This window comes from Lysinibacillus sp. fls2-241-R2A-57 (genome assembly GCF_030209535.1).
Classification (GTDB): Bacteria; Bacillota; Bacilli; order Bacillales_A; family Planococcaceae; genus Lysinibacillus.
Window position 1 is genome coordinate 1 of sequence record NZ_JARVRU010000006.1, and the last position, 24,775, is coordinate 24,775.

The 24,775-nt window shown below is 34.5% G+C and carries 23 protein-coding genes, 1 riboswitch and 1 other annotated feature; of the genes, 7 read left to right on the forward strand and 16 right to left on the reverse strand.

Going from position 1 to position 24,775, the window contains the following annotated elements:
- Window positions 1-242 precede the first annotated feature (242 nt).
- A complete protein-coding gene (locus QRN68_RS01605; protein WP_285394860.1) occupies window positions 243-767 on the forward strand; it encodes a GNAT family N-acetyltransferase in 525 nt (174 codons plus the stop codon).
- Between the two features lie 66 nt (window positions 768-833).
- Here QRN68_RS01605 and QRN68_RS01610 read toward each other — a convergent pair whose 3' ends face one another.
- Window positions 834-1,697 (reverse strand): AraC family transcriptional regulator, encoded by an 864-nt coding sequence (locus QRN68_RS01610; protein WP_285394862.1) that lies wholly within the window; start codon window positions 1,695-1,697, stop codon window positions 834-836.
- Window positions 1,698-2,026: 329 nt separating this feature from the next.
- Here QRN68_RS01610 and QRN68_RS01615 point away from each other — a divergent pair, with 329 nt between their 5' ends.
- Window positions 2,027-2,413, forward strand: coding sequence for an NUDIX hydrolase (locus QRN68_RS01615; protein WP_481817419.1), 387 nt, complete (start codon window positions 2,027-2,029; stop codon window positions 2,411-2,413).
- A 139-nt stretch (window positions 2,414-2,552) separates the two neighbouring features.
- Here QRN68_RS01615 and QRN68_RS01620 read toward each other — a convergent pair whose 3' ends face one another.
- Together QRN68_RS01620 and QRN68_RS01625 are read right to left on the reverse strand one after the other, a co-directional pair.
- Window positions 2,553-2,762: a hypothetical protein gene (locus QRN68_RS01620; protein WP_285394864.1), complete on the reverse strand. Its 210-nt coding sequence runs from the start codon at window positions 2,760-2,762 to the stop codon at window positions 2,553-2,555.
- Window positions 2,763-2,784: 22 nt separating this feature from the next.
- Window positions 2,785-2,961: a sporulation protein Cse60 gene (locus QRN68_RS01625; RefSeq protein ID WP_285394866.1), complete on the reverse strand. Its 177-nt coding sequence runs from the start codon at window positions 2,959-2,961 to the stop codon at window positions 2,785-2,787.
- A gap of 296 nt (window positions 2,962-3,257) precedes the next feature.
- Between QRN68_RS01625 and QRN68_RS01630 the strand changes: the two genes are divergently transcribed.
- The gene (locus QRN68_RS01630; RefSeq protein ID WP_285394867.1) at window positions 3,258-4,076 is read left to right on the forward strand and encodes an MBL fold metallo-hydrolase; all 819 of its coding nucleotides are present in this window, start codon (window positions 3,258-3,260) and stop codon (window positions 4,074-4,076) included.
- A 73-nt stretch (window positions 4,077-4,149) separates the two neighbouring features.
- Complete coding sequence (locus tag QRN68_RS01635) at window positions 4,150-5,256, forward strand: hypothetical protein (RefSeq protein WP_285394868.1); 1,107 nt, start codon at window positions 4,150-4,152, stop codon at window positions 5,254-5,256.
- A gap of 112 nt (window positions 5,257-5,368) precedes the next feature.
- Here QRN68_RS01635 and glnA read toward each other — a convergent pair whose 3' ends face one another.
- Window positions 5,369-6,703, reverse strand: a complete 1,335-nt coding sequence (gene glnA / locus QRN68_RS01640; protein ID WP_285394870.1) for a type I glutamate--ammonia ligase — start codon at window positions 6,701-6,703, stop codon at window positions 5,369-5,371.
- Window positions 6,704-6,943: 240 nt separating this feature from the next.
- Window positions 6,944-8,290 carry a sodium-dependent transporter gene (locus tag QRN68_RS01645; RefSeq protein ID WP_285394871.1) on the reverse strand — a complete coding sequence of 449 codons (1,347 nt, stop codon included), beginning with the start codon at window positions 8,288-8,290 and terminating at the stop codon, window positions 6,944-6,946.
- A gap of 2,008 nt (window positions 8,291-10,298) precedes the next feature.
- Here QRN68_RS01645 and QRN68_RS01650 point away from each other — a divergent pair.
- From QRN68_RS01650 to QRN68_RS01660, 3 genes are all read left to right on the forward strand, one after another.
- Window positions 10,299-11,072 (forward strand): SDR family oxidoreductase, encoded by a 774-nt coding sequence (locus QRN68_RS01650; RefSeq protein ID WP_285394872.1) that lies wholly within the window; start codon window positions 10,299-10,301, stop codon window positions 11,070-11,072.
- 221 nt (window positions 11,073-11,293) lie between these two features.
- A complete protein-coding gene (locus QRN68_RS01655; protein ID WP_285394874.1) occupies window positions 11,294-11,938 on the forward strand; it encodes a hypothetical protein in 645 nt (214 codons plus the stop codon).
- Window positions 11,939-12,367: 429 nt separating this feature from the next.
- Window positions 12,368-13,066, forward strand: a complete 699-nt coding sequence (locus QRN68_RS01660; protein WP_285394876.1) for a hypothetical protein — start codon at window positions 12,368-12,370, stop codon at window positions 13,064-13,066.
- A 22-nt stretch (window positions 13,067-13,088) separates the two neighbouring features.
- Here QRN68_RS01660 and QRN68_RS01665 read toward each other — a convergent pair whose 3' ends face one another.
- The 11 genes from QRN68_RS01665 to sigX all read right to left on the reverse strand — a co-directional run bounded on the left by QRN68_RS01665 (window position 13,089) and on the right by sigX (window position 24,378).
- Entirely contained in the window at window positions 13,089-13,901 is an 813-nt protein-coding gene (locus tag QRN68_RS01665; protein ID WP_285394878.1) for a tyrosine-type recombinase/integrase, read from the reverse strand.
- Window positions 13,902-13,983: 82 nt separating this feature from the next.
- Complete coding sequence (locus tag QRN68_RS01670; protein ID WP_285394880.1) at window positions 13,984-14,568, reverse strand: ECF transporter S component; 585 nt, start codon at window positions 14,566-14,568, stop codon at window positions 13,984-13,986.
- Between the two features lie 222 nt (window positions 14,569-14,790).
- A riboswitch (FMN riboswitch) is annotated at window positions 14,791-14,988 on the reverse strand.
- Window positions 14,989-15,376: 388 nt separating this feature from the next.
- Window positions 15,377-15,634, reverse strand: coding sequence for a hypothetical protein (locus QRN68_RS01675; protein WP_285394882.1), 258 nt, complete (start codon window positions 15,632-15,634; stop codon window positions 15,377-15,379).
- Between the two features lie 217 nt (window positions 15,635-15,851).
- The gene (locus QRN68_RS01680; RefSeq protein WP_285394883.1) at window positions 15,852-16,214 is read right to left on the reverse strand and encodes a MarR family transcriptional regulator; all 363 of its coding nucleotides are present in this window, start codon (window positions 16,212-16,214) and stop codon (window positions 15,852-15,854) included.
- A gap of 320 nt (window positions 16,215-16,534) precedes the next feature.
- A complete protein-coding gene (locus tag QRN68_RS01685) occupies window positions 16,535-17,173 on the reverse strand; it encodes a pyridoxamine 5'-phosphate oxidase family protein (RefSeq protein ID WP_481817420.1) in 639 nt (212 codons plus the stop codon).
- A gap of 502 nt (window positions 17,174-17,675) precedes the next feature.
- The gene (locus QRN68_RS01690; protein ID WP_285394885.1) at window positions 17,676-19,037 is read right to left on the reverse strand and encodes an amino acid permease; all 1,362 of its coding nucleotides are present in this window, start codon (window positions 19,035-19,037) and stop codon (window positions 17,676-17,678) included.
- A 79-nt stretch (window positions 19,038-19,116) separates the two neighbouring features.
- Window positions 19,117-19,368, reverse strand: a binding site (T-box leader).
- Between the two features lie 613 nt (window positions 19,369-19,981).
- Window positions 19,982-20,902, reverse strand: coding sequence for a VanZ family protein (locus QRN68_RS01695; RefSeq protein ID WP_285394887.1), 921 nt, complete (start codon window positions 20,900-20,902; stop codon window positions 19,982-19,984).
- A gap of 100 nt (window positions 20,903-21,002) precedes the next feature.
- Complete coding sequence (locus QRN68_RS01700; protein ID WP_285394889.1) at window positions 21,003-21,428, reverse strand: MarR family winged helix-turn-helix transcriptional regulator; 426 nt, start codon at window positions 21,426-21,428, stop codon at window positions 21,003-21,005.
- A gap of 629 nt (window positions 21,429-22,057) precedes the next feature.
- Window positions 22,058-22,237, reverse strand: a complete 180-nt coding sequence (locus QRN68_RS01705) for a hypothetical protein (protein WP_285394890.1) — start codon at window positions 22,235-22,237, stop codon at window positions 22,058-22,060.
- A 354-nt stretch (window positions 22,238-22,591) separates the two neighbouring features.
- A complete protein-coding gene (locus QRN68_RS01710) occupies window positions 22,592-23,848 on the reverse strand; it encodes an RNA polymerase subunit sigma (protein WP_285394891.1) in 1,257 nt (418 codons plus the stop codon).
- Window positions 23,845-24,378, reverse strand: a complete 534-nt coding sequence (sigX, locus tag QRN68_RS01715) for an RNA polymerase sigma factor SigX (RefSeq protein WP_481817421.1) — start codon at window positions 24,376-24,378, stop codon at window positions 23,845-23,847. Before sigX ends, QRN68_RS01710 begins: the two co-directional genes overlap by 4 nt.
- Window positions 24,379-24,775: the final 397 nt, after the last annotated feature.

Sequence of the window (24,775 nt, forward strand, 5' to 3'; positions counted from 1 at the left end):
ACCCTTTCATCGATCAATAATAAACCTATTTTTTCCTAATCAACACGCCTGATATCTTCATACAGTATAACACTTTAGAAATTACTGGAATTATTGTTTAATATTAAAATGTTGTATAATAGTACATAAAATTTGAAGGGACTGAATTATGCGCAGATAGCAATATTTTTCATCCAAACTTATATCAATTATGCCTCGGCATAATTGCGTCCAGACGCTTTAAAAACTTGGAGGTAAAAGTATTGATCGAACAAATTTACACAAAAAGATTATTTTTACGAAAAATGAAGATGGCTGATGCACATAGTTTATTTAAAATTTGGTCAGACCCTGAAGTTACAAAATTTATGAATATCGCAAATTTCACACATGAAGAACAGGCGAAGGAAATGATTGAGCTTTTTGATCAATTGACCGAGGAGCATAGGGCTATTCGTTTTTCAATTATTGAGAAGGAATCAAATGGGATTATCGGCTCTTGTGGATTCAATTCATTTGACGTAGAAAGTGCTACTGCAGAAATTGGCTATGATCTTGCTAAAGCACATTGGGGAAAGGGCTATGCGCCGGAATGTATTTCCGCTTTGATTGAATTTGCTTTCACCACTTTAAGCATCACTAAAATTGTAGCAAAAATAGAGCCTGGTAATAGTAATTCTATAAAAGTAGTAGAGAAATTGAATTTTACGTTTGAAGGAACATTTCAAGAATATGAAGAATCAACAGAATCTTTTTATGACATTAACGTTTACTCTTTCAGAAAATAAATTAATGTAAAAAAATAAAAGCCAAGAATGTTATCTAATGAACATTCTTGGCTGCTTTCATTTCTGTTACTTAATCGGAATCCAAATTTCAGAATAAAGATCAGGACTAAATGGATTTTCGTCTGAGTACACTTCAAGCTCAGCCGTTCCAGTAGGTTCGTATGGATTAGATGGGAACCATTCAGAGTAAATTTGTTTCCAAGTATTTTGCATAGCATCCGGCATAGGACCATGTACTTCAAACACAACCCATTTTGATGCTGGAACTTCCATTGCTTTCAGTTCTTCTGGAACATCCCCAATATGATCCGTTGCAATCCAATAATCAATAAAACCATTTTTTTGTTCGCTGACATTTGGTGCACAGACGCCAAGCACCCCTTTAATTTCTCCATTATTTAATGAAAATAATTGATGATCCATCCCCTTGCTGTTAATCTCATCCCAAAATTTAGGGATTTCTCTCGTATTCTCACCATTTTGACAATTATACGTTCTTTTTACTCCGACCACTTGAAACTTTTCTTTTTCTACGATTTTATACTTCATTGGTTCTGCTCCCTTCAAGCTTACCTGGATGACCAGGCGATTGTATGATTGTAATTGACATTGCTTCTTTCTTGCTTCACTAGGCGTTACGTGATGCTGCTTACGAAATGCCTTTGTGAAAGCTTCAGGAGAGTCGTAGCCATATTTGTAGGCGAGATCGATTATTTTTTGCTCTGTATTTATTAATTCCTGTGCTGCTAAAGTTAATCTTCTTCGTCTTATATAATCTGCAATAGACATATCCGTTAAAATTGAGAACGTCCTTTGAAAATGAAAGACAGAAGAATTTACCTCTCGTGCAATTTTCTCCATTGTGATGTCATCTAATAAATGCTCCTCGATATAATTAATTGCTTTTTGAATCGACTCTATCCAACTCAAGTGCTCTCACTCCTTGTTTATAGCATAAAATATTCGAATTATTTAATCCTGTCTTTTTATGCTATCTTTGGACTGGTTAAAATGAAAGCTTTATTTTTTATTGGTACATCACCATATCTTGGTGTTGATTTTCATTCGGACTGGGCGCTTTTGTAGCTACCGCTTCGCTGCAGGGTCTCATCTGTAACACTAATCCCCAAGAAGTCGCCCAGTCGGAACGTAGGTTAACCAATCATACGTTAATACAAATGTCAGCCTTAATTCTCAACAACATCCAGTATATGTTAAAATTAGTATTAAACAGTGTGAAAGGATTGGAGGTTTTGATATTGATTAAATGGCAAGGAGCTGCAGGAATTTGCTTCAATGCAGACAATCAATTATTAATGGTTTTGCAAGGTACTAAAGAAGAGGCTAAATCTTGGGCCGTACCATCAGGTGGAAAAGAAGCTACTGAGAATTTTGAGTCATGTTGTAAAAGCGAGGTATATGAAGAAACCGGATTTGTAGTAGACATCATCAGAGAAGTGTTACATAAAAATAATGATGCAGTGGAAGTTCGTTATTTCGAGATGATCATTACTGGTGGACAAATGATGATACATGATCCCGATGAATTGATTTATGAAATTGCGTGGAAATCAAAAGATGAATTATTAGATTTAACATTATCTTTCCCTGAAGATAGGCAATTTCTTTTATCATTATTCCAATAATTGAATCGTCGTAGCTTTTAATTAATGGTAGTAGGGAGATACCTATGGACACCAAAAATTAGAAAAGTATACTTAGTGCTTGGCATTACCTCTCACAGGTATTTCCCTTTCTTCTGCGGGTAACCACTTATCATATCGATTATTTAATCTTTACTTTTTCAACAGCCGCTTCGTATATCAATTCGTCCTCAATTTTAATATATTGATTTTTCGCTGACTTACAATAGCCTTCTTTTTCTAGAAAATCCTTTAGCTCCGATTTCTTAGCAAATATTGTTTCAATGACATTCCGCTCCTCTTCAGATTCATTTGTTCTTTTAGCAATGGATACCCAATATATTTTTGACAAGTTATATCCCCCTTTGAATCAATTATTTATAAATAATTAATGCTGAATGTATAACAGTATGCTCCCCTATATATAACGTATTATATTTAATATCAACTATTAAATAGTCGCTTAAATCTAATAGAGCGTTATTAATATCATGTTCAAATTGCAAAATATCATTGTTTTGTATTGTTACTACTTGAGTCGCTTGCGTCATACATTTTCCCCCGTTTCTTCTAATCATAGATCTAAAGGAAGTAGTTGTCTCAACAAAATGCTTTCGTAGTAAGAATAGGTCATTAATGTGTTTAAGAACCTAATAACCCTAAAAATAAAATAAGACTCCCCCCTGGTTGATAAAGACAGTTAAAAACTCATTCATATGGTAAAATAAAACATGATATAATGAAATATTATCCATTTAACAAAAATTAAATTAAAGAGTTTCAACAATATACTAAATTAATATGTCTAGCATTCATGATTAATCTTCATTAGAAAGTAGGTTTTTTTTTGAAAATTACTGCTATCCTCGAAAATTCGAAGTTAGAAAAAAAATTAACTGCAAAGCATGGTTTATCATTGTATATAGAAACCGAACAAATGAACATTATTTTTGATTTAGGTCCCGATCACTCTTATATAAAAAATGCACAAGCATTAGGTATCGATTTAAATAAAGCGAATGCAGTAATTATTTCACACGGGCATTCTGATCATATTGGAGGATTAAGTTATTTGGATGAAGTAAATAAACATGCTCCCATTTATTTGTCTTCGAATGCCTTAGAATCACATTGGCTAAAAATTGGACCCTATTATCATAATGTAGGAGCAAAGGATACATTAAAAAATTTCGATAATCGTCTGAAGTTTATTTACGATGATATAGAACTTACAAAGGGAATTCATATTATTCATTTAGCTCCTACGAATGAATATACGAACAATCTTTATAAAGGGGCTAAGAAGGAATTAGATGATTTCAATCACGAAATCGTGTTAGTGATTGAAAACGAAAATGAGTTAGTACTATTTAGCGGTTGTAGTCATCATGGAATTGTAAACATAACTAAAACTATAACTGAAAAATTTCCAAATAAGAATATCAACGCAACTATCGGCGGATTTCATTTAATTGGTCTACCCATAGTTAACACTTTAGGAAAGTCCCGAGAAGAAGTTATCTCCATTGGTAACACATTAAATGAAATGAAGATTGACTGTATGTATTCTTGCCATTGTACTGGAACAAAAGGATTTAACATTCTCAAAACCGTCTTAAAAGAAAAATTACAATCTTTTAAAACAGGACAAATTATCGAGCTTTAGTAGATGTTACAAATTTCAACCCTTTCATAGACAGCGAGATCTGCTTTTAATCGATGTGAATGGAGAGATTCAATTGAAAATAATTGAGAGAACAATAATACTTTCATGTGCAGCTATATTCCTATTTATTGTTTTTAAAGCCGTATATAATGGGGTACAGTCAAATAGATCTTTAATCAAACCCCAAAGTTCAAACTATTACCAAATAATTGATAAAGATTTTAATAAAACAGTGGACGTACCTTTTACTAATATCAACTCATATAAGGGTAATGCTGACTATATTTATATGAGTGTAGATCAAGAGAGTCCTGCTTTTGATAATAAAATTGTTCAATACAATCGAAAGACCCAGAAATACACAACCATTTTTAACAGTAAATTCAAAATGCCATCAGTTCAAAGGGTAGAATTAAATGATACTTGGTTATTGTGGGTAGATTCCGATGAACACGGAGGGTATCTGAATCCATATTTTATGAATTTAAAGACGCAAGAAATTCACCCATTGACGAAAGAAAATGATGAAAATGTTTCTAATGACTTTCCCATACTAATTGGAGACTATGCAGCTTGGATTCAAATGGACAGAAAAGATGAAAAAGCGCAAGTTCTGCTTAAGAATCTCAAAACAGACGAAACAATCAGTATATATGATTTAAATAGCTACACATACAGAAATATGAATTTGTCTGCGAAAGACGGAAAAATATTATTCACTGATGAAAAAGATTATTTTGGATACCTCTATTTGTATGATGTTAAAAGTAAAGAAATAAAAGAATTTAAAAGTTCCTATGAATTTATTGGTTCGGCAAGGCTACTTAGTAATCAACAATGGGTTTACCTAACGTTTGACGACCCTACTAAATCTTCAACTGGTGATGGTAAGCTGATTTTTTATGACGCTTCGACAAATCATACTCAAGAAGTTGTTTCGGAAGTGTCAATTGCAAATAATCTTTACACAGATTTTAATAATCAAGTGTTCTTTTCTTATAATAATGATGAAAATTGTAGCAAATTATTTCATGTGAAAAATAATTCACTGGTTGAAATTAAGAAATTTGAAACTCCTTACATATATGGGTTTTCTGCAGAAAATAATATCTATATTATTAACCAGGATTTATCAGATGAAAAACGCAAATTAATTATCCAAAGTGAACTACCTAACTAAAAATAGCTATCCCTATCAATGGAAAATAGGGATAGCCTTCTTCTTTGACACTCAATTCCTCACATTTCGGATCAAAAAAGTGTCGGAGCACCAAAGCTCCAACACTCTCCTTCTAATACATTTTCAAATATTCTTCCCGCTCCCAATTGTGGACACGTGTACGATATTTATTCCATTCTATTTCTTTAGCAGCAGTAAATTTCTCAAAGATATGATCACCAAGTGCTTCACGTACAATAGGATCCATCTCTAGTTCAATAAGTGCATTTTCCAATGATGATGGTAGACTGTCGATACCATTTAATTCACGCTCAGCTCGTGACATTTTATAAATATTACGATCTACAGCATCTGGAGGTGTTAGATCTTTGCGAACTCCATCAAGACCAGATGCTAAAATAACAGCCATCGCTAAATATGGGTTTGCAGCTGGATCGACTGAACGAAGCTCGATACGTGTTGAAAGTCCTCGTGCAGCCGGAATTCGAATAAGTGGTGAACGGTTTTGAGCAGACCATGCTACATAGCAAGGAGCTTCGTAGCCAGGCACTAATCGTTTATAGGAATTAACAAGTGGGTTCGTTATTGCTGTAAAACCGTGTACATGTTCTATAATTCCCGCCATAAAACTTCTGGCTGTTTGACTTAATTGTAATTCTGCATTTTCATCGTAAAACGCATTTTTATCCCCTTCAAACAAAGATAAATTGAAATGCATTCCAGAACCGTTGACGCCAAATAATGGCTTTGGCATAAATGTTGCATGTAGTCCATGCTGTGCAGCGATTGTTTTTACAACCAGTTTAAACGTTTGAATATTATCACAGGCTTCGATAGCACTTGCATACTTAAAATCGATTTCATGCTGACCAGGGGCAACCTCATGATGAGAGGCTTCGATTTCAAAACCCATTTCTTCTAGCTCTAATACAATGTCACGTCGACAATTCTCTCCTAAGTCTGTCGGAGCTAAATCGAAGTATCCTCCACTATCGTTTAGCTCAAGTGTTGGGTGTCCTTTTTCATCTAATTTAAACAAGAAAAACTCTGGCTCAGGACCTAAATTAAATGAAGTAAAACCTAACTCCTCCATCTCTTTTAAAACCCTCTTCAGATTAGAGCGTGGATCACCTTCAAACGGTGTACCATCCGGTCTAGCAATATCACAGATAAAGCGCGCCACCTTGCCTTTTTCAGCAGTCCAAGGAAAAATCACGAAGGTACTCAAGTCCGGACGTAAGTACATATCTGATTCCTCAATGCGCACAAAACCTTCAATGGATGAGCCATCAAACATCATTTTGTTGTCCAACGCTTTTTCTAGTTGGCTAACTGGTACTTCCACATTTTTAATCGTTCCCAATATATCAGTAAATTGTAGGCGAATAAATTTCACATTTTCTTCCTTTATTCGACGTCTAATATCTTCTTTTGTATAATGTTTCATTCTCCACCACTCCAATGTAATTTTAATTAACATCACTTCTTGATTACTGTTATTAAAATACATTAAAAGGACAAAAAACGCAATATGTATGTCAGGTTTTATTACATCGATTTTTTCGAATATATTAATCTTATTTTCAGATGGATATGATACATTTATAAAAGGAAAAGAACACTCGTTAACCCATCAATATAAAAAAGTAGGTTGTATTCCAATTAAATGAAATACAACCTACTCTCTTTAATATTGTAAAAGCATATTTACTAACACAACAATAATCACAACAGGTACTACTATTAACATCAGTAGACGATACGTTGTATAGAACCCCTGTCCCATTTTACTACCTATCAACAATTCCTTCTTCACAAACTCTTTATCAACTACATACGCAATAAAGATCGCAATCAATAAGTTACCTAACGGAAGCATTAAGTTTGATACTAAAAAGTCAGTTGCATCGAAAATCGTTTTCCCAAAGATTGATACATCCGCTAATGTACTTGATGAAAGCGCTGCTGGGATTGCGGCAATAAAGACTACTACACCTAGTAACATCGTTAATGTAGAACGAGACATACGACCCTTTTCAATAAATGCCGCTACGATAATTTCATATAAACTGAAAGAAGAAGTTAACGTTGCGAATAAAAATAATAATAAAAACATCGCTAAGAATACTTCACCAAACGGCATTTGACTAAACGCTGTTGGCAGAACCATAAATAGTAAGCCCGGTCCAGCTGCAGGCTCTAAATCAAAAGCAAACACGACAGGGAAAATCGCTAATCCTGCCAAAAACGATACAAGTACAGTTAATAGTACAACTGAGCCCGCCGAGTTAGGCAAACTCACATCCTTTTTTAAATATGAGCTGTATGTCACAAGACAAGAAAACCCTACCGCTAAGCCAAAGAAGGACTGTCCTAACGCTTCTAATACAGCCTTACCAGTAATATTGGAAAAATCCGGCCATAAGAAGAATTTAACCCCTTCCATTGCCCCATCTAATGTTACCGCTCGCACAACAAGTACTATAAACATGATAAATAATAAAGGCATCATCCACTTATTTGCCTTCTCTATACCATTTTGTACGCCAAGTGAAATGACTAGTACATTTATCAGCGTAAACAACCCTAAACCTAGTAATGTAATCCAAGGCGTCCCTACAATCTTTCCAAATAATTCACTAGGATCATTTGCAGGATCAATAACAGCCCCAGTTATACCAAGCCCACTATATATAAAAATCCAGCCTCCTACAACGCTGTAAAAAGTTAATAACAAAAAACAACCCAACACGCCCATTCGGCCAACCCATGCCCAACCTGTTTTTGTTGGTGCAATTTTTTTATAGGCAGTCACAGCCTCTGACTGTGTACCACGACCTAAAACGTATTCTGATAATAGCATCGGTAAACCAATCAACAATGTAAATAGAACAAAAATAAGGAAAAACGCTCCCCCACCACTTTGTCCAGTAACATACGGAAGCTTCCAAATTGCTCCCAGTCCAATTGCAGCTCCTGCCGATGCTAAAATAAAGCCTAACTTACTAGACCACTGACTCTTTTTTTCACTCATCTCTTCAAACTCCTCTAACATTCTAAACTCTTCCTTATTTTACACGAAAATACTAAACGCGACTAGATAAAGTGAAACTTTAATCAGTGGCGGTTTTCTCCATCCCCACTGATCATTAGTTGTCACCAATCAGGCTTTTTCGGACAGTTAATCTCTCACCTAACGAGGCGGGAGTCTTGTACCTGACGCTTTGTTTTCGTTACAGATAAATTACTGTCCATTTATGCAGGAGAAAAAGTGATCGGGTTTGATGCAAAACCACTCAGGCAGGACGCATAAGTGATCGACTTTAAACCAAAACCGCTCAGATAGGACCACTTACTATCCTCAATCTCTCTACAGCACAACACATGGCTCTATAGCACAATCAGACAAGCCGTGTAAGCACTTCCTCCACTTCCCTGTTGACCCTCATAGGTTCGTTAAATGGCTATGTGAGCTTGTTACTCAGAGCTTATAACATTCAATCTTTTGTTATCCATACACGTTCACTTCGCATCAACATTTGGAAATATGTTACACTATTCCAAACAACTGATTATTCAGGTATTCAACTCCCATGAAAGAACTTAATCATCTTTCATTTTCTGTGGTAAAGTGTTGATTTTTGGCACTTCATGGATGGCTAACTTAACAATTTAGTTTATCAACAAATAAATTGTTTTCTGAAACGCAATTAATCATGAACACCAAGGTATTTTTCTTTCGGCTCTATTGAAGGTAATAATTTACAATCGAAACAAAAAAATGAGAGGGGGTAATATATTGAAACAACATAAAGAGTTTTATCCAATCACTTTAACTTTAGTTTTGTTCTTAGTTGCATTATTTATTTTCTTTGTATTTAGGTCTCCGAATATAAATCTATGGATTCCAATTTTCTTATATGTTTTGATAGACATTGGGTTTATTGTGTCATTAATTTTAGGGGTCAAGTCTAAAAATATAACTGTAAAGGTGTTCAGTATTCTTTCAAACATTACATTTATGATACCGTTATCAATATTGATATTTCTGTTACTGTTGGCAAATGGAATTTCTGAACCATAGAGAATCAAAATCAAGGAAACTCGTCAGGGCTTCCTTAATTTATTATTCGATTATCAACATTATAATTTAACAGAGCCTTTAAAAAATAAAAAATACCTTCAAGGTTTATATAGAAAGATAAAACAACAGCGTAAGAAAGATAAAAATGATAACAAAATTGGTATAGTCATTGTAAATATTTGTGTTGTATTAGCGATTTTGGTTCTTATACTAAATGCATTTATCAAAGAGTTCTAGATTGTTTTATTGGAAAATTTGAGCGTTGAAAATTATAAAAAATGTATTTAAACTCCCATGAAAGAACTTAATCATCTTTCATTTTCTGTGATGTAGCGCTGGTTTTTGTGCTACATGGATGGTTAACAGAGGCTTTAGTTTAATAAGAACAGGACTTGTGTTCATGATTAAACTTCATGTATGCAAGTCCTTTTGCTATGCTTCCTCAATCACTCCAGCAGCTTCACACATAGCTCTGTAGCAACGATTAAACAACCTATGTCAGTGATTCCTCAGCTCCACTATCTGCCCTCATTGGCTCATTATATGCTTATAAGTGGTACTACGGTTGCTATCGTTGCTCATAGGGTTTGTAGCAAACACTCTATTAGCACAGCACTTCATTATGCCACGCTCAACTGTGACACCACTTCATTTGAGGAAGGTGTATCTCTGAATACCAACCTGAGAGCAATCTAGGCAACCAAGTGTATGTCTATCTAATCCTCGATTCGTCTGAGGGCTATTCTGGACTTAACAATGCACATCAGCTTAGTGATGTGCTACCGCAATCTCTTCATAACTTGCTTTATAAGCTCACTCTTCCATACACCAATATTTGTAAACGTGTTAAACTATACCAAACGACTGATTATTCAGTTATTGAACGAACGGACAGTTTAGTTCAATAAGTAATTTGGTCAATCATGGTAAAGTAATATTAGTTATAGGAGAGATGATAATGGACCAATTAGAAGGGAAAGTTGCGATTGTTACGGGTGTAAGCCGTCTGAAAGGGATAGGAGCTGCTATTTGTAAGGAGTTAGCTGATTCGGGTTATCATATATTTGTTACTTATTGGACGGAATATGATAAAAAAATGCCTTGGAGCATTGAATTAGATGAACCCGTTAAATTAAAAGAAGAATTAATAAAAAAAGGTATTAAGGTATCATTTATGGAGTTGGATTTAACTCAACATGATGCACCTGAACAACTTATAAATAAAGTTTCTGAACAACTTGGTAGTCCTGATATCTTGATTAATAACGCAGCATACTCAACCAACAACGATTTTTCTAATTTAACTGCCGAAGAATTAGATAAACATTACATGGTAAATGTGCGTGCAACGACACTATTAAGTAGTAGATTTGCTCAAAGGTTTGATAAGAAATCAGGTGGAAGAATAGTCAATATTACTTCAGGTCAGTTTCAAGGACCAATGCCTGGCGAATTAGCATATGCAACAACAAAAGGTGCAGTTGATGCTTTAACTATTACGTTGTCAGCTGAACTAGCCCCTTTAGGAATAACGGTTAATGCATTAAATCCAGGTCCAACTGATACAGGTTGGATGACAGAAGAAATAAAAAATGAATTAAAACCGATGTTTCCTTTCGGTAGAATAGGAAAACCGAGAGATGTTGCAAAAACTATTAAATTTCTAGTGAGCGATGAAGCAGATTGGATTACAGGTCAGATTATTCATTCAGAAGGTGGATTTAAAAGGTAAATTTAACTAAAAAGGCTTTGGTTTTAGAACCTTTTTGTTGTATTAAATTCCAAGGAAGTTATCAATTTGTGAAACATTGTACTTAAACTCCCATGAAAGAACTTAATCATCTTTCATTTTCTGTGGTGAAGTGTTGATTTTTGGCGCTTCACGGATGGCTAACGGGGCTCAAGAGTTGAAGAGGGTTACTCTAAATACAAAAGTAGCAAAGAGGATATTAAATGATAAGTAAAATAGAATTATACGAAAAAGAGTCTCAGGAATTCAAACCTTTTAAACACTTTATTTCACGCATTCAAGTAATACGGAAAGAATCCAGCTATGGGGCTGAAGTTGCCTCAAAATGGACTGATATTTTAAACCAAACTCTTGTATATGAAACTTACCCAGTGATACATCCAATTGGTCAGGAGACATTCTCGTTATATGCAGAGTTCACGACTGGTGTATTTGAGTATACCTTAGACATAGACAGGGCTACTACATTTATAAAAGAAAAAAACATTAAACCCATAAAGATTTCTCCATCGAATATAATTGAAGCTGTTGACCAAGGTAACATAAATAAAGACCCAAATCGAATAAAACCCAATCATAAAAATCCTGTAATGGTACTTCAGAGTCGATTTTTAACCAACAACAAACCTTATTGTATCAACGGAAACCATCGTATATTTGAAGCATATAGAAATAATGACGAACAAATAGAAGTTTATGTTTTTAAAGATTTGGAGTTTGTTCCTTTCTTTTATGACGTTCTAAGTAAAGCAACATATTTTTTAGAAATCGATTACCATAATGTGGTTAATGATAGAAGATATTTCTTGCATAACGAAAATGGTGCATTTGCAAATGAATTTAAGTAAATACGTTTCTTCAACTCCCATGAAAGAACTTAATCATCTTTCATTTTCTGTGATGTAGCGCTGGTTTTTGCGCTACATGAATGGCTAACGGGTGCTATCCTTCAATAAGAATAGAACTTGTGTTTATGATTAAATTTCATAAATGCAAGTCCTTTGGTTATGCTTCCTCAAGCGCTCCCAAAACCCAACATATGGCTTTGTAGCTCCATTCAAACAGCCTGTGTAAATGATTCCCCCACTTCACTATCAACGGTCACAGGCTCGTTAAAGGCTTCTAAGAGCTTGCTACTCAGCTAGCTCATTCTCACAAAGTTAATGAATATACATAAATGTTTCCTCACATGTATTCACCAATATTTGTAAATATGATACAATCAACAAAATAACTAATTATTCTGTCATTAAATTAATTTACGTGAGGTGAAGATGTTGAAAAATTATATATTTGCAGGAGTTTTACTTGGAACTGTCTTATTATCAGGCTGTGTAAATGAAAAAGTAGAAAATGTAGAACCATCAGAACCTTTAACTGATGGACAAACAGTAGAAAATAAAAAGTTATCTAATATTGACAAAGTAGTTGTACCACCAACTCCTTTAGACTTAACACAAGAACAAAAAGAAAAGTATTACAAGGAATATATTTCTCTTGTAGAGAAAGTTAATGCAGAATATAATGAAGACTTTATTATAGAGCCTATATCTAAGTTTTTAGAGGAATATTGGGTTGAAGTTAAGGATTTTGAAAAGATATTAAAAGAAAGAGTAGATGCTTCATTTATAGTTTCAAAAAACAACGAAGCTTATCCTCCAACTATTGTGCCTAAGTCAGTGGAATTACATACAAGTTCAAATGTAGCGATTATTAGTTTTAAAGGTTCTTTTGAAACACAGTTAAATTCCAATACACCTGATGGTAGACAGTTGTTCTCAGCTATGAACTCTATTTCTTCGCAAATTGAAAATGGTAGCGGTAATTGGATACAAACAGGATACGATTATTCAACGGTAGAAGGTGGGCGTACTTTTCTAATTACTGTGGGTGGAAAATACTCACAAAACGGTGTTACTTCTTCTCATATCATAGAAGTAGAATTTCATTGTAATAAAAATGGTGGTATTAGTTGATGACAGAAAGACAAAGGTCATATTAAACGTGGGCGATTCCGAGAATCTTTTGTAACGTGAATACGTCTCCTCCATTAACTAAAAATCGATGAGCAAACGTATGAGCCGACAATCTAACATCTTTAAAGTTCATAGCTATTTGCAGACGTTTAAACACGCTTTTAGTTGAGTCATAAGCCATTTGAGAGCCATCTCTGTTAACAAAGACGTATTCTGGCAATTCTTTAAAGTAGCGAGTACAAAAAACCTTTAACTCGTTTAACTCATCAATAACCTTATCTGTTAATGGCACTGTTTCCTGCCTTCTATTTTTCCCAAATATATATAACTGAAAATGTTGTTCATCAATATCTGACCACTTAATCCCTCTTAATTCTCCAATTCTAATGCCAGTACCGAGCAATAAGATAATAATAGTGTGATTTCTGTATGCCGTGTATTCATGATCCTTTCTTCTCAACCTTCTGTAATAGGAAAGCATTTGTTGAATATGCGAATCTTTGAATACTTCGATACGATAGTCAGTTTCTTGACGTTTTACTTTTTTGCACGGATTAGATTTAATATACTCGTTATCCAATAAGTGGTTGAAAAAGTTATTGAGATTTTTTAGCTTAACATTAATCGTAGTTGGATTATTCCCTCGTTCATTTTTACAATATAATAAGTAACTTTTAATATGGGCATGTGTGACACCTGAAGCATCTAATACCTCATTTTCAGTCGACCAGCGTTTGAATTCACGAAAAAACATTCTATATCCATCTAATGTATTTTTGCTTAAATTCTGCAACTCTTTTTCCTCTGAAAAATCTGCAATTGCAAATTTAAGCAACAAAAAACACCTCCTAGACTTAACAGTCCAATAAGGTGTCTTTACTTGAACACTATCCTAAATCATACTTTTTTTCACGAAATTAACTCATATACATAGAACGCTGATTATTAATCCATTTACGCATCGTTGTGAATAGTAACGCCATAATGACCGTTATTAAAATACCTTTCACAATATTAAATGGCAAGATTCCAGCTACAATCATTTTATATAGTGAATCACCTACAACAGGTTCCATACCTAAAAAGTAAGTGTACATTGGTAAAAATACTGCATAGTTTAGAAGGCTCATACCTACTGCCATAACGATTGTTCCAGCAGCTAAACCACTGACAAGCCCTTTAACTGTTTTGAAGCGATTAAAAATAAAGCTAACTGGTAATATAAATAAAATACCTGTTGTAAAGTTTGCGATATGTCCTACCGGTACTCCTGTTGGCGTGCCTGAGAAAATCCAGTCCAACACATTTTTAAAGAATTCTACTAAAATACCAGCTACTGGTCCCATTGTAATCGCAGCAAGCAATGCTGGCATATCACTAAAATCTACCTCCAAAAACGCCGGGAATGGCGGAATTGGGAAATTAAAAAGCATTAATAAAAACGAAATACTGCTCAGCATACCAATCGTTATAAACGATTGAAGTTTCACATTTTTCTTCATTGAAAACTCTCTCCTCTTTGCTGATTCAATCTCGCAAGAAGAAAGGTGACGACCTCATCAATTATTATCATGAAAAAACCCTTATGCCAAAAGAGCATAAGGGAGAATAGGCATGATTAAAAGACGCCATTAATTAGCTATTTTCGAGCAAGCGCTGTGTGAAGACACATTGAAAAAACGCTCGTACTTAGCTAAATTCATAATAATGAATGACGATCGTACCTCCATCTTCTCCCATCCAGACTGTAACTGTCGGCCTTGGAATTGCACCAAGTCAGCCATGCAAAAAACTATTTGCACAGGTCGCGGGCTGAAGAGTCTTTAGTAAATCATTCGAGCCAATGTATTTTAACAATAACATTAGCGATTTACAACTCCATTACCGCCGGTCGGGATTTTCACCCTGCCCCGAAGATGAATCAATATTTTTTTGTTGTATAACTTTACTATAATGAATTATTAGAAAAAAGTAAATAGCTTTGCTTAAAAAATCCCGATTAAACTTGTATGTTTTGACCCATAAACTGGCTCAACACCTAACTCAGGATTACTTTCTATCCCTCTTCCGGCTTGCTCCAAGGTCTGATCTGTGACGCTATGATTTATCGCGAGCCTCTATTCCAATCATCTTATTTACATCGTGTAGCTTTGGAATGAAGTTCGATTAGAAAATGCCTTTCTATCCTTATTTAATAACAAAACAGAAAAACTTCATTTAACAAGCTAACATCTCATTCTTGCAATTTTTTTGACGTTTGTTGAACAAAAAAGTAATGCACATTTTCATATAATAATCCAACAGAAAAAGCTATTCTGTTAAATTAGAAAAAGATGGCTGTTTTTCCCAATCGGAAGAACCAATTTTCATCCAATACTCCCCTTTTTGTTTATCAAAAATGATAAAGTAATCGGATGTTATTGTGATAAAATCATATCTATTTTGTTCGTTATCAGTCTCTTTAATACCTTCATGATTGGTTATTAAAGATTGGGAAATTAGCCATGAACTTAAAACAATACATATTCCCAAAAACACAATAGAAAAAGGCTGTAAATTTTTACTCATTAACTTTCCCTCCTCATATACAATTAAATTCTTTACTCCATTCATTATTCCTCCACTAATCTGTCCGTTAGCAATCCATAAAGCGCAAAAATCAGCACTTCATCACAGAAAATGAAAGATGAATAAGTTCTTTTCGTGGGAGTTGAAAAAGAATCCAATCCACAACTCTTGAATTGCGACACTTAAAGGTATAAAAAAGACCATCTATCGACAGTCCTTATAACTTATAATTAAGTAGTTTTTGTTTAAACTCACTCAATACTCTTTTCCGTTCTTCATAACCTTTTTGATCTGCTTCTTCCCAAAGTTCAAGATCTGCACCACGTTCGATTAAACCAATAGCATTGTTACATACTTGTTCTTGAAGACTTTTTCTCTCTAGTTGTATTGCAGCTAAACCGATATATACTAAAGACATTACTTCCTGGTCATCATCAATACTAAATTCATCCGAATATTCTTCTAAGATTATTTGAGTTGCTTCCTCAACGGTTTTTCCTTCTTCCAAATAATCAATAAAAACATCTCTCACCTCACAAGTAATATCATCATCAAATATCCCTTTTCCCCAGGTACCCATTTAATCACCTCTTAGTTTTTTATTCTTAGCTTAACAGAAAAACCTTATTTTGTAAGAGAATCGACTTAAGAAATCATTCAACTAATTACCCTTACATGAATAAAAAACCTTCTTCTTCTTTCAAATCCCTGATAGGCAAGCAGGCGATACTAAATAAAATGGCTCCAGAACAATACTGATGGATGTATTATAGATGATCCTACTGATAAAGATAATGTAAAAAAGACAATAAAGTTATTTAATTTTAAAACCTAATTATTGAACAATAGCGTCCGTTTGTTGAAGATCATTGCTGAGCATTGATTAAGAAAAACACCTTTTCAATAAAGTCTTTTTGTATAACTTTCCTGAAGTCTTTCAGCAATTATATCAACACTAGAGTTTGGAATCTTAGCGTGTTCAAATAAAATTTTAGCAGCTGATGGTAATGTTTCCTTATTAGCCCAAGAGGACGGTTCCCATAATTTTGACCTCTTAAAAGCTTTTGCACAATGTATGAAACATTCCTCTACTTCCACTCCAATACCTACAATAGGTTTTTGTCCTTTAACAGCCATCTTTTCAAGTAGTTCATCATCTTTTACCAAACAAGCCTTGCCGTTAACTCTGAGTGTTTCCCCTAATCCCGGAATAAAAAATAAAAGACCCACTTTCGGATTTAATAAAATATTACGCATAGAATCTAATCTTTTGTTTCCTGGTCTTTCTGGAATAATTAAATGCTTATTATCTAGTACACGAACAAAGCCAGGCATATCCCCTCTTGGTGAAACATCACAGAAACCTAGATTATCAGAAGTTGAAATCACTAAAAAAGGCGACTTAGAAATAAAATCATAGCAATGATGGTCTAAATCTGTAATCACCTTTCTTATTACTAACTCACTCGGAAATCCAATAATTGAACGTAATTCTTCTTCAGTTTCAATAGTATTTTTAAATTTTTTATTTTGTTCCAAACAGACTTCGCTCCTTCGATTTACGACTAACATATGAACTGATAATACCATTCTTCTTTAAATTAAATGGCCCTTAAAAACAAAAAGGGAGCAATTCTTATTCGGTGAAAGCGCCCGATTGCGGAAGATCGTTTTCAACTAAAGCCCCTGTAATTGAAGTATAGGAACAATTATAAAATGCAGGTTTAAAGCGTCAAATTTACAGGTTTTCATTCAAATAACACACTCTGAATAATTTTGAAAAGTACTATCGTAGCAACGTTTATATATTTGCATAAAAAGCTGTATAGACAATATTCAAAGGAAAATCCAAGAAATGTTGGTTTAACAGCATTTCTTGGATTTCGGTTTCTTTCCAAGCTTTCATTTGGGAACGTTATTAACGTTGACTAGTGTATAAAAATTATTAATCTTGAGATAGGTGTAACCAATCGAGTTAACCAAAAGGACTTTTTAATATATGTCTTCGTTGAAGAAGTATCAGTTAAATGAAATGATTTAACTACTTTTTAACAATTATTACTTTGTATCCAACAAATAAGATTAAAAACCAAACTGGTGCGACATATAGGGCAATACGCATATCTGGAATAAACGCCATTAACACAATAACCATTAATAAGAATGCAATGGCAATATACGTAGAAAGTGGATAAAGCGGAATTTTGAATTTCAGTTCAGCTACTTCCTCTTTCGTTTTTGACTTTCTAAATTTCAATTGTGCTAATAAAATAATCATCCAGCTTGTAATGACTGCAACAGTCGAAACAGCAGAAATATAGATGAACACTTTTTCAGGTACTACATAGTTTAAGACAACCGCAATTAATAACACCGCTGAAGAAAATAAAATCCCTCTACGCGGACTACCGTTTTTGCTTACTGTTTTAAAATATTTTGGACCATTTTTTTGTACCGATAAGTTGTGTAGCATACGTCCTGAACCGTATAAACCACTATTAAATGCAGACATTGCTGCTGTAATTACAACAAAGTTAATAATGTGAGCCGCAGCAGGGATGCCGACGTGATCGAAAATTTGAACGAACGGACTACCTTCTGAACCAACTTCGTTCCAAGGATAAATAACCATCATAACACCTAATGCACCAATGTAGAAAATTAAAATACGCCAAACGATGCTGTTAATAGCTGAAGGAATTGACTTGCTAGGATTTTCTGCTTCTCCTGCAGAAATACCAACTAATTCAACCCCACCGAATGAGAACATAACTAATACTAGTGACATTAAAATACCATGGAAACCGTTTGGCATGAAGCCACCGTGTGCCCATAAATTATCGAAGCCAATTGCTTCACCATGGTTGCCAACACCGAAGAAAATAATGGCTAATCCTAGAACGATCATACCGATAATCGCAACAACTTTAATCATCGCAAACCAGAACTCGAATTCTCCGTAAGCTTTTACATTTGCTAAGTTTACAAGCGTCATAATAATAAGTACTACAAGGGCAGTTACCCATTGTGGAATATCAGGGAACCAGTAGTTAATGTATACACCGACTACTGTTAATTCTGCCATGCCAACGACAATCCACATGAACCAATACGTCCAACCAGATAAGAACCCAGCAAAGCGTCCTAAATATTTATTCGCGTACGTACTGAACGAGCCTGATACAGGTTCCTCTACTGCCATTTCGCCTAACGCACGCATAATTGTGAAAATAACTAATCCGCCAATTAAATAAGCTAGTAAAATAGATGGCCCAGCCATTTGAATTGTTGAACTAGAGCCATAAAACAAGCCGACCCCAATGGATCCGCCAAGTGCAATTAATTGCATGTGACGAGTACTTAATCCGCGCTTTAGCTGTGAATCTTGATGATTTTCTTTCATAATGTCTTGCTCCTAATACGTTTAGATTTTCAAATACTTTGCTCAAAAAAGGAATAAAAAAACGCCCTTTTGGATTAACCAAAAGGACGATTCAACTCGTGTTACCACCTTTAATTTATAAGCAATTCACATTACTTACCTTAAGAAGTACGATCATTTGACGATACTCTCGCACATGATTACGGGTGCTTACCGGCGTAGCCTACTTAGAATGATCTTTTCGGTACACAGCTCCAAGATGAATTCTCAATCGTTTTACATGCACCTCTCATCAACCGGTAACTTTCTGTTCGTAAAAATAATTGATACTATTTCTTTTCATAGCCTTTGTTCTATACAAATATTTTTGAATTGTTTTTCATTTTACAGAAAAAAATTATTTTGTCAATAAAAATTTCTTCATACCCCGCTTAAATTACATATGACATTTTACTATATAAATACAACTCACTACTTAAATAAAAAAGCTAAAGGAAATATTTCAACAAATGTTAGTAAAGTTTTTTTAAGAATGTTATTAAACAATCTGGCCCCATTGCTGAAAAAGGCACAATTCATCTTCAAGAATTGCGCCCTTTAATGGAATAACTATAATATGATATCAATCCTAAAATCACTTAATTCTTCTTCCACTAACGCACTCGTTAGTAGAAGAAGAAAATTTCGATCAATGTAGTTCTAATCCCAATAATTAAAGATTATCTCTCCAATTCTTTCAGGTTCCAATAAGCTATTTGTTCCAATTCATCACTATTCAATTCATTGTCATTATGTACAATACTGTTGCTTTGAAATAAAGTTTAATCAAAATGGATTCTTATCCAGCAGATTTAAGCTTTGATTTTATAAAAAAGTTTAACTATTTTCTATCTGTCTGTCTGCTCTACAGTCGTGCCATATTTGTTGAAAACATTGCAAAGGAAGCCCCTTATAATGTTAATTCTTCACTCCCACCAATGCTTCATTTCACTGAATCCAACGTCCCATAGTTTAGCATTCCCGGAAACGATAATCGTAATTTCGTTTACCTTATCAAAAAATGGTAAGATTAAATGTTCTGCCCCATTATTATATTGTTCATTGTACTGAGCTCTTACTTTTCCATCTGCCAGGATAGTGACTTCTCCCTTGAAATCACCATTGTCTGGAATGCCAAAATAAGAATAGAGTGTTATATCTTTCTTGTTCCCCAAGACGTAAGTGTATGATGTGCTTTTATCCCCATCACTGCTATACACGTTCATTTTAGGTTCTATTTTCTTACCTGCTACGGTGAAACTTAGAAGATTCTCAGCCATAGGCATGTTTCCATTCATTTCTTTCACATCGTGTAATGCTTGAATCGGGCTTTCTCTTGTCGCTACAACATAATTGATAGTTTCCGAGACCACGATTACCCCAACTAGAAGAACACCAATAGATAGAGCCGAAGCAATAAGCTTTTTATAAGAAATTTTTGAAGAAAATCCAACTCTATAGGCGATAAAACCTATCGCTGCACCTAATGTATTGGATATAACATCATCTACATCAAAGCTGCCAAGATAAGTTAAAGCCTGTAGCGATTCCAGAACGAGAATCATCAAGACAAACAAGGATATGAACTTCCCAAAACTGAAACGATACAACCAAGGAATTACTACTCCAAAAGGGATAAAAGCAGCAATGTTTCCAAATTGGAATAACCATGAAAAAGTTGGTTCTGGAAATCGAAGAGGGACTTTTTCCGGAACAAGCATAAATGTATATCCATAATCGCTGGTTGAATGATCTACTCTATTAAAAGCAAAGTACAAAAAATATAAAATTAAAATTGTATATAAAATGGTGCCTGCAATAATGAATTTCCGTAATTTTACTTCCATAATCTCTCCTTAATTTCGGCATATAATTTACTGCTACATAAAACAACTCCCAACAATAATAACCAAATATACTTTCCCCTATCAATTACATACATATAGATTATTTCCCTTCTACAATCGAATTTAATTTTTCAAGTAAACGGGCCAAATGTTTCAAATCTTCTAAGGGGAGCTGTCCATAAACATTATGATTGATTTCATCTTCGAGTATTTGCAAATTTTCGAAATACTGCTCGCCCTTCGCTCCCAATTTTAAAATGATTTCACGACGATTTTCTTTATTAATACTGCGGATAATGTATTCTTTAGTTTCTAATTTATTAAGTATTTGACTAACTGCACTCGTTGAAATATTCAATTGTAAAGCTAAATTCTTTGTGGAAGTGACACCTTTCCGAATTAGCTCTAATAATAAAACCTGCTTGGCTGTTAATTGATTATCAATTTTCTGCTCAAATCTACTTGCTAATTGAACGTTTAAATGATTTTGTAAAGTGTTAATTTGTTGAATTATATCTTTATCCACGCTAAAAACCTCTCTTAATAATTAAGTTAACTTAACTATAAATCATACCAAATAAAAAAGTAAAGTAGAATTTCTAAATAATCAATTTGTTGGTAACTAAGTTCAATAAATCACGATTGGAAATATATTTGAAAACAAGTTTTACTTACTCCATTAAATGGCCCGATTGCTGAAAAAGGCACAATTCATTTTCAAGAATTGTGCCCTATTGTTGAAGATCACAAAATTTAAAAAGGGATGACTGCATACATACGTTGTAATGACGTAAACTATATTATAAAAAGCACAAAGATTTTGTGATTTATTAGTTTTGTTTGACTCTTCAATAGGAGATGGATAATTACAGAATATAAGATAGGAATTATTAAGAAAAGAAGGAGAGATACGATGTTCGATCAAGTTGCGTATTTTATTTTTAGAGCCCTGGTAATTCTAACGGTTTTGGTTGTTGTGGTTGGAATCCCTCTTGGAGATACACTGCTTAGAAAAAAATAAAGGGAGCTGGGACATAAGTATATTTTCAAAGCAAAATTTAAAAATTCACATCAAAAAAACGCGAGAAATCAACGTTTATAAAATTGATTTCTGGCGCTTTTTAAGGTTTTGACTAGTTATGTCCCAGCCCCTTATTAGTTAATAGAACGTTGCACTTCTTCTTTACCTATATTATTAAGTGTATATTCAACTTTCCAATTTTCATTTTCCCCTTCATAAGTGAGCTTTTCTTCACTTACACTTTGTCCAAATAGAAAATAGCTCCCAATGCCTAAAATTCCCCCTATAAATATTCCAACTAAAATTTTTTTCATTTATCCCTCACTCTCACTTAATTAGATTACACCAAAATAATCCATACGTTATTCTGCACCGTTAGTTGCATAAGAAGCTTTAACTAACAAGATTTCTTATCAAACTTTAGGATCAAACTTTATTTTAAAACCACACATGGAATACTTTTTTAACAAGCTTCATCCAAAGCTTCAGATGAGTAGCTCATAAAATGACAGAAGCATTCTCGCACATATAGCTACGAGAATGCTCCTAAAAATTACTTATTAAATTTCGTTCATCTATTTGTTGAAGTTTACAAGACATATGTTTTTAATAAATATATTCCACAACTTTTGGTGATCCGGCCAACGTTATGCTATTTATGGCATATATTATTTATTGGCTCCTACAGGCTTTGGTAAGAAATTTTTTAAATCAAATCCATCCCAGCTCTCCTGTACAACATTGTCTAGACGTACTTGTTTATCAAAGCTTGCAGCAGTGAGCATCATTGCTTCAATTAATTGAGTTGCACGAACCGCATCCATTGTTGTTAAATCAAGCGGCTCATTAAATGTAACGACAACACCTTCAGCTATTTCTTCTACAGTGTATGTCACATTTTCAGGAACTACCGGAACGTATCCATCATTCTTTTTATTTCCCATATCGTTAAGAGCTTCTGTTACATTGGAATAAGTTTTGTTAGAATCAGGTGATAAATGAGTTGATTTTGTTACTGCAATAGACTTATTTTGCTCTCCTTCTTCTTGAGGAGACTCATTAGCTGTACCCTCTGATTTTTCAATATCTATGTCTTTATATTCTGAGTCTGAGAATGTATCTTGTACTGTTTCAGCGTGTTCGCTATTATCCGCAGAAGCAACATCATAGCCATCTTCTTTCGGCAATACATGAACAAGTTTATCGTCCTTCTCCCTCAATTCTCCTTTGTATGGCTGATGATTAGTAAAGCCCTTTGATCCCTCATCAATTTTTTGTGCATACTCTTCATACATTTGTGATGTTGCAGGCTTCTTTTCCCTAAAATCAGTAGCAACTCGTTCGTTCGGAGTGGTATAAGTCATTGGTGCATTTTCCTTATCACGATTTGCCAAACCAATGTGAAACACCACTGCATTTGTTAAATCTTCCTGATAAACAGATGACCGTAGAGACATGATACGTGAATATTTTGCTACAATTTCAGATTCTATAAAATTGTCATAGTCTTCAAAGCTTTTTATAGCACGATTATCCTGGATTGCAGAAAATTGAAAAGTATCAGGAGCATAAGCTTGATCCATTTTTGCATCTTTATTATCCATAGACATAGAGCCTACAAGTAATGTTAGAGCGAAAACAGCTGCAACACTCAGCAAGATTGGCCATTTACGTACTTTCTTTTTTGCTATCTCGGTCTCGGCACTTTCTTGTTGCGTATCGATACGGTGTTGTTGCTCATTGGTTATTATTTCAGCATCTCTCGGTTGTTGTTGTATAGCTTTTGGAAGATGGATATTTTCCTGTAAGCGAGGATCTGCCAATAATCGATTTAAAACTTCTTCTTTCGAACGGCGGTCAGAAAGCTTAGGGGCATTATTTAATACATGTTCAAGTTGGTCATCATCAAATTGACTATGTGTCATTGCCATTTCGCCTCCTGTTCTCTAACCTGTTGTAGCTGTTGCCTTAAAAATTTTATGGCACGATGCTGAGTGGTTTTTACCTTCGCTTCTGTCCAATCAAGTATTTGCGCTGTTTCTGCAATCGATAAATCTTGAAAGTAGCGCATAATAATGACCATTTTTTGGTCACCTGTACAGTTTTCAAGTGCGGATTGTACCTGCATAAATTCATCACTAGCTTGCAGCATATCTTCGGGTGATGGTGTGGTTGAATGTAGCTGTTCCGTTTCCCAATCAAAAAAATCGAGTGAATGTTTTTGGCGTACAGCCTGCTTTCTAAAATGATCAATCGCGACATTTTTAGCAATTGCAAAAAGCCATGTCTTTTCACTGCTATTTCCGGCAAATTGATCATACGAGCGTAATACGCGAACATATACTTCGTGCGCTAAATCCTCAGCAAGTGTACGGTTTTTTACTAAATAAATAAGAAACTGGAACACGTCTTGATGGTATGCATCGTATAGTCGATGGAACACGGAGTCATTCAAAGCACTCCACCCCCGTTCTATTATATTTGTCGTCTAAATGTTCACAGAAGTTACATCCAATTAATACCACTTTATCAATTTCGCCTCGGCATAATTGCATCCGGAATCGACTTTGTACTTAGGCCTGCACGAGGCAGGTCAGTTAGCCGTTATAGCATGGATGCGATGATTTTTAGGCTAACATCCTATGTGAAACTCCTTTCCGATTCCATGACATCGCCGGAGACTTTAGGCCAACAGATGTTTTTTTGTGCGAAAACGCAGTGCTAACGTAGCGACAGCAACATGATGTTGGTCACTCAGTCGTGTGTGGCTGTCGCTTCGCTTTCGCACAGATAAATTGCCTCAGGGCGTAGCGTTCTTAGACTGAGTTCCCCTATTTCAGTGGGGTTTGGAC

Excerpts from the sequence above, each read along its gene's own strand:
- QRN68_RS01625 (WP_285394866.1), bottom strand. The coding sequence starts at position 2,961 with ATGACGCAAGCGACTCAAGTAGTAACAATACAAAACAATGATATTTTG.
- glnA (WP_285394870.1), bottom strand. The coding sequence starts at position 6,703 with ATGAAACATTATACAAAAGAAGATATTAGACGTCGAATAAAGGAAGAA.
- QRN68_RS01645 (WP_285394871.1), bottom strand. The coding sequence starts at position 8,290 with ATGAGTGAAAAAAAGAGTCAGTGGTCTAGTAAGTTAGGCTTTATTTTA.
- QRN68_RS01650 (WP_285394872.1), top strand. The coding sequence starts at position 10,299 with ATGGACCAATTAGAAGGGAAAGTTGCGATTGTTACGGGTGTAAGCCGT.
- QRN68_RS01655 (WP_285394874.1), top strand. The coding sequence starts at position 11,294 with ATGATAAGTAAAATAGAATTATACGAAAAAGAGTCTCAGGAATTCAAA.
- QRN68_RS01670 (WP_285394880.1), bottom strand. The coding sequence starts at position 14,568 with ATGAAGAAAAATGTGAAACTTCAATCGTTTATAACGATTGGTATGCTG.
- QRN68_RS01675 (WP_285394882.1), bottom strand. The coding sequence starts at position 15,634 with ATGAGTAAAAATTTACAGCCTTTTTCTATTGTGTTTTTGGGAATATGT.
- QRN68_RS01680 (WP_285394883.1), bottom strand. The coding sequence starts at position 16,214 with ATGGGTACCTGGGGAAAAGGGATATTTGATGATGATATTACTTGTGAG.
- QRN68_RS01690 (WP_285394885.1), bottom strand. The coding sequence starts at position 19,037 with ATGAAAGAAAATCATCAAGATTCACAGCTAAAGCGCGGATTAAGTACT.
- QRN68_RS01695 (WP_285394887.1), bottom strand. The coding sequence starts at position 20,902 with ATGGAAGTAAAATTACGGAAATTCATTATTGCAGGCACCATTTTATAT.
- QRN68_RS01705 (WP_285394890.1), bottom strand. The coding sequence starts at position 22,237 with ATGAAAAAAATTTTAGTTGGAATATTTATAGGGGGAATTTTAGGCATT.
- QRN68_RS01710 (WP_285394891.1), bottom strand. The coding sequence starts at position 23,848 with ATGACACATAGTCAATTTGATGATGACCAACTTGAACATGTATTAAAT.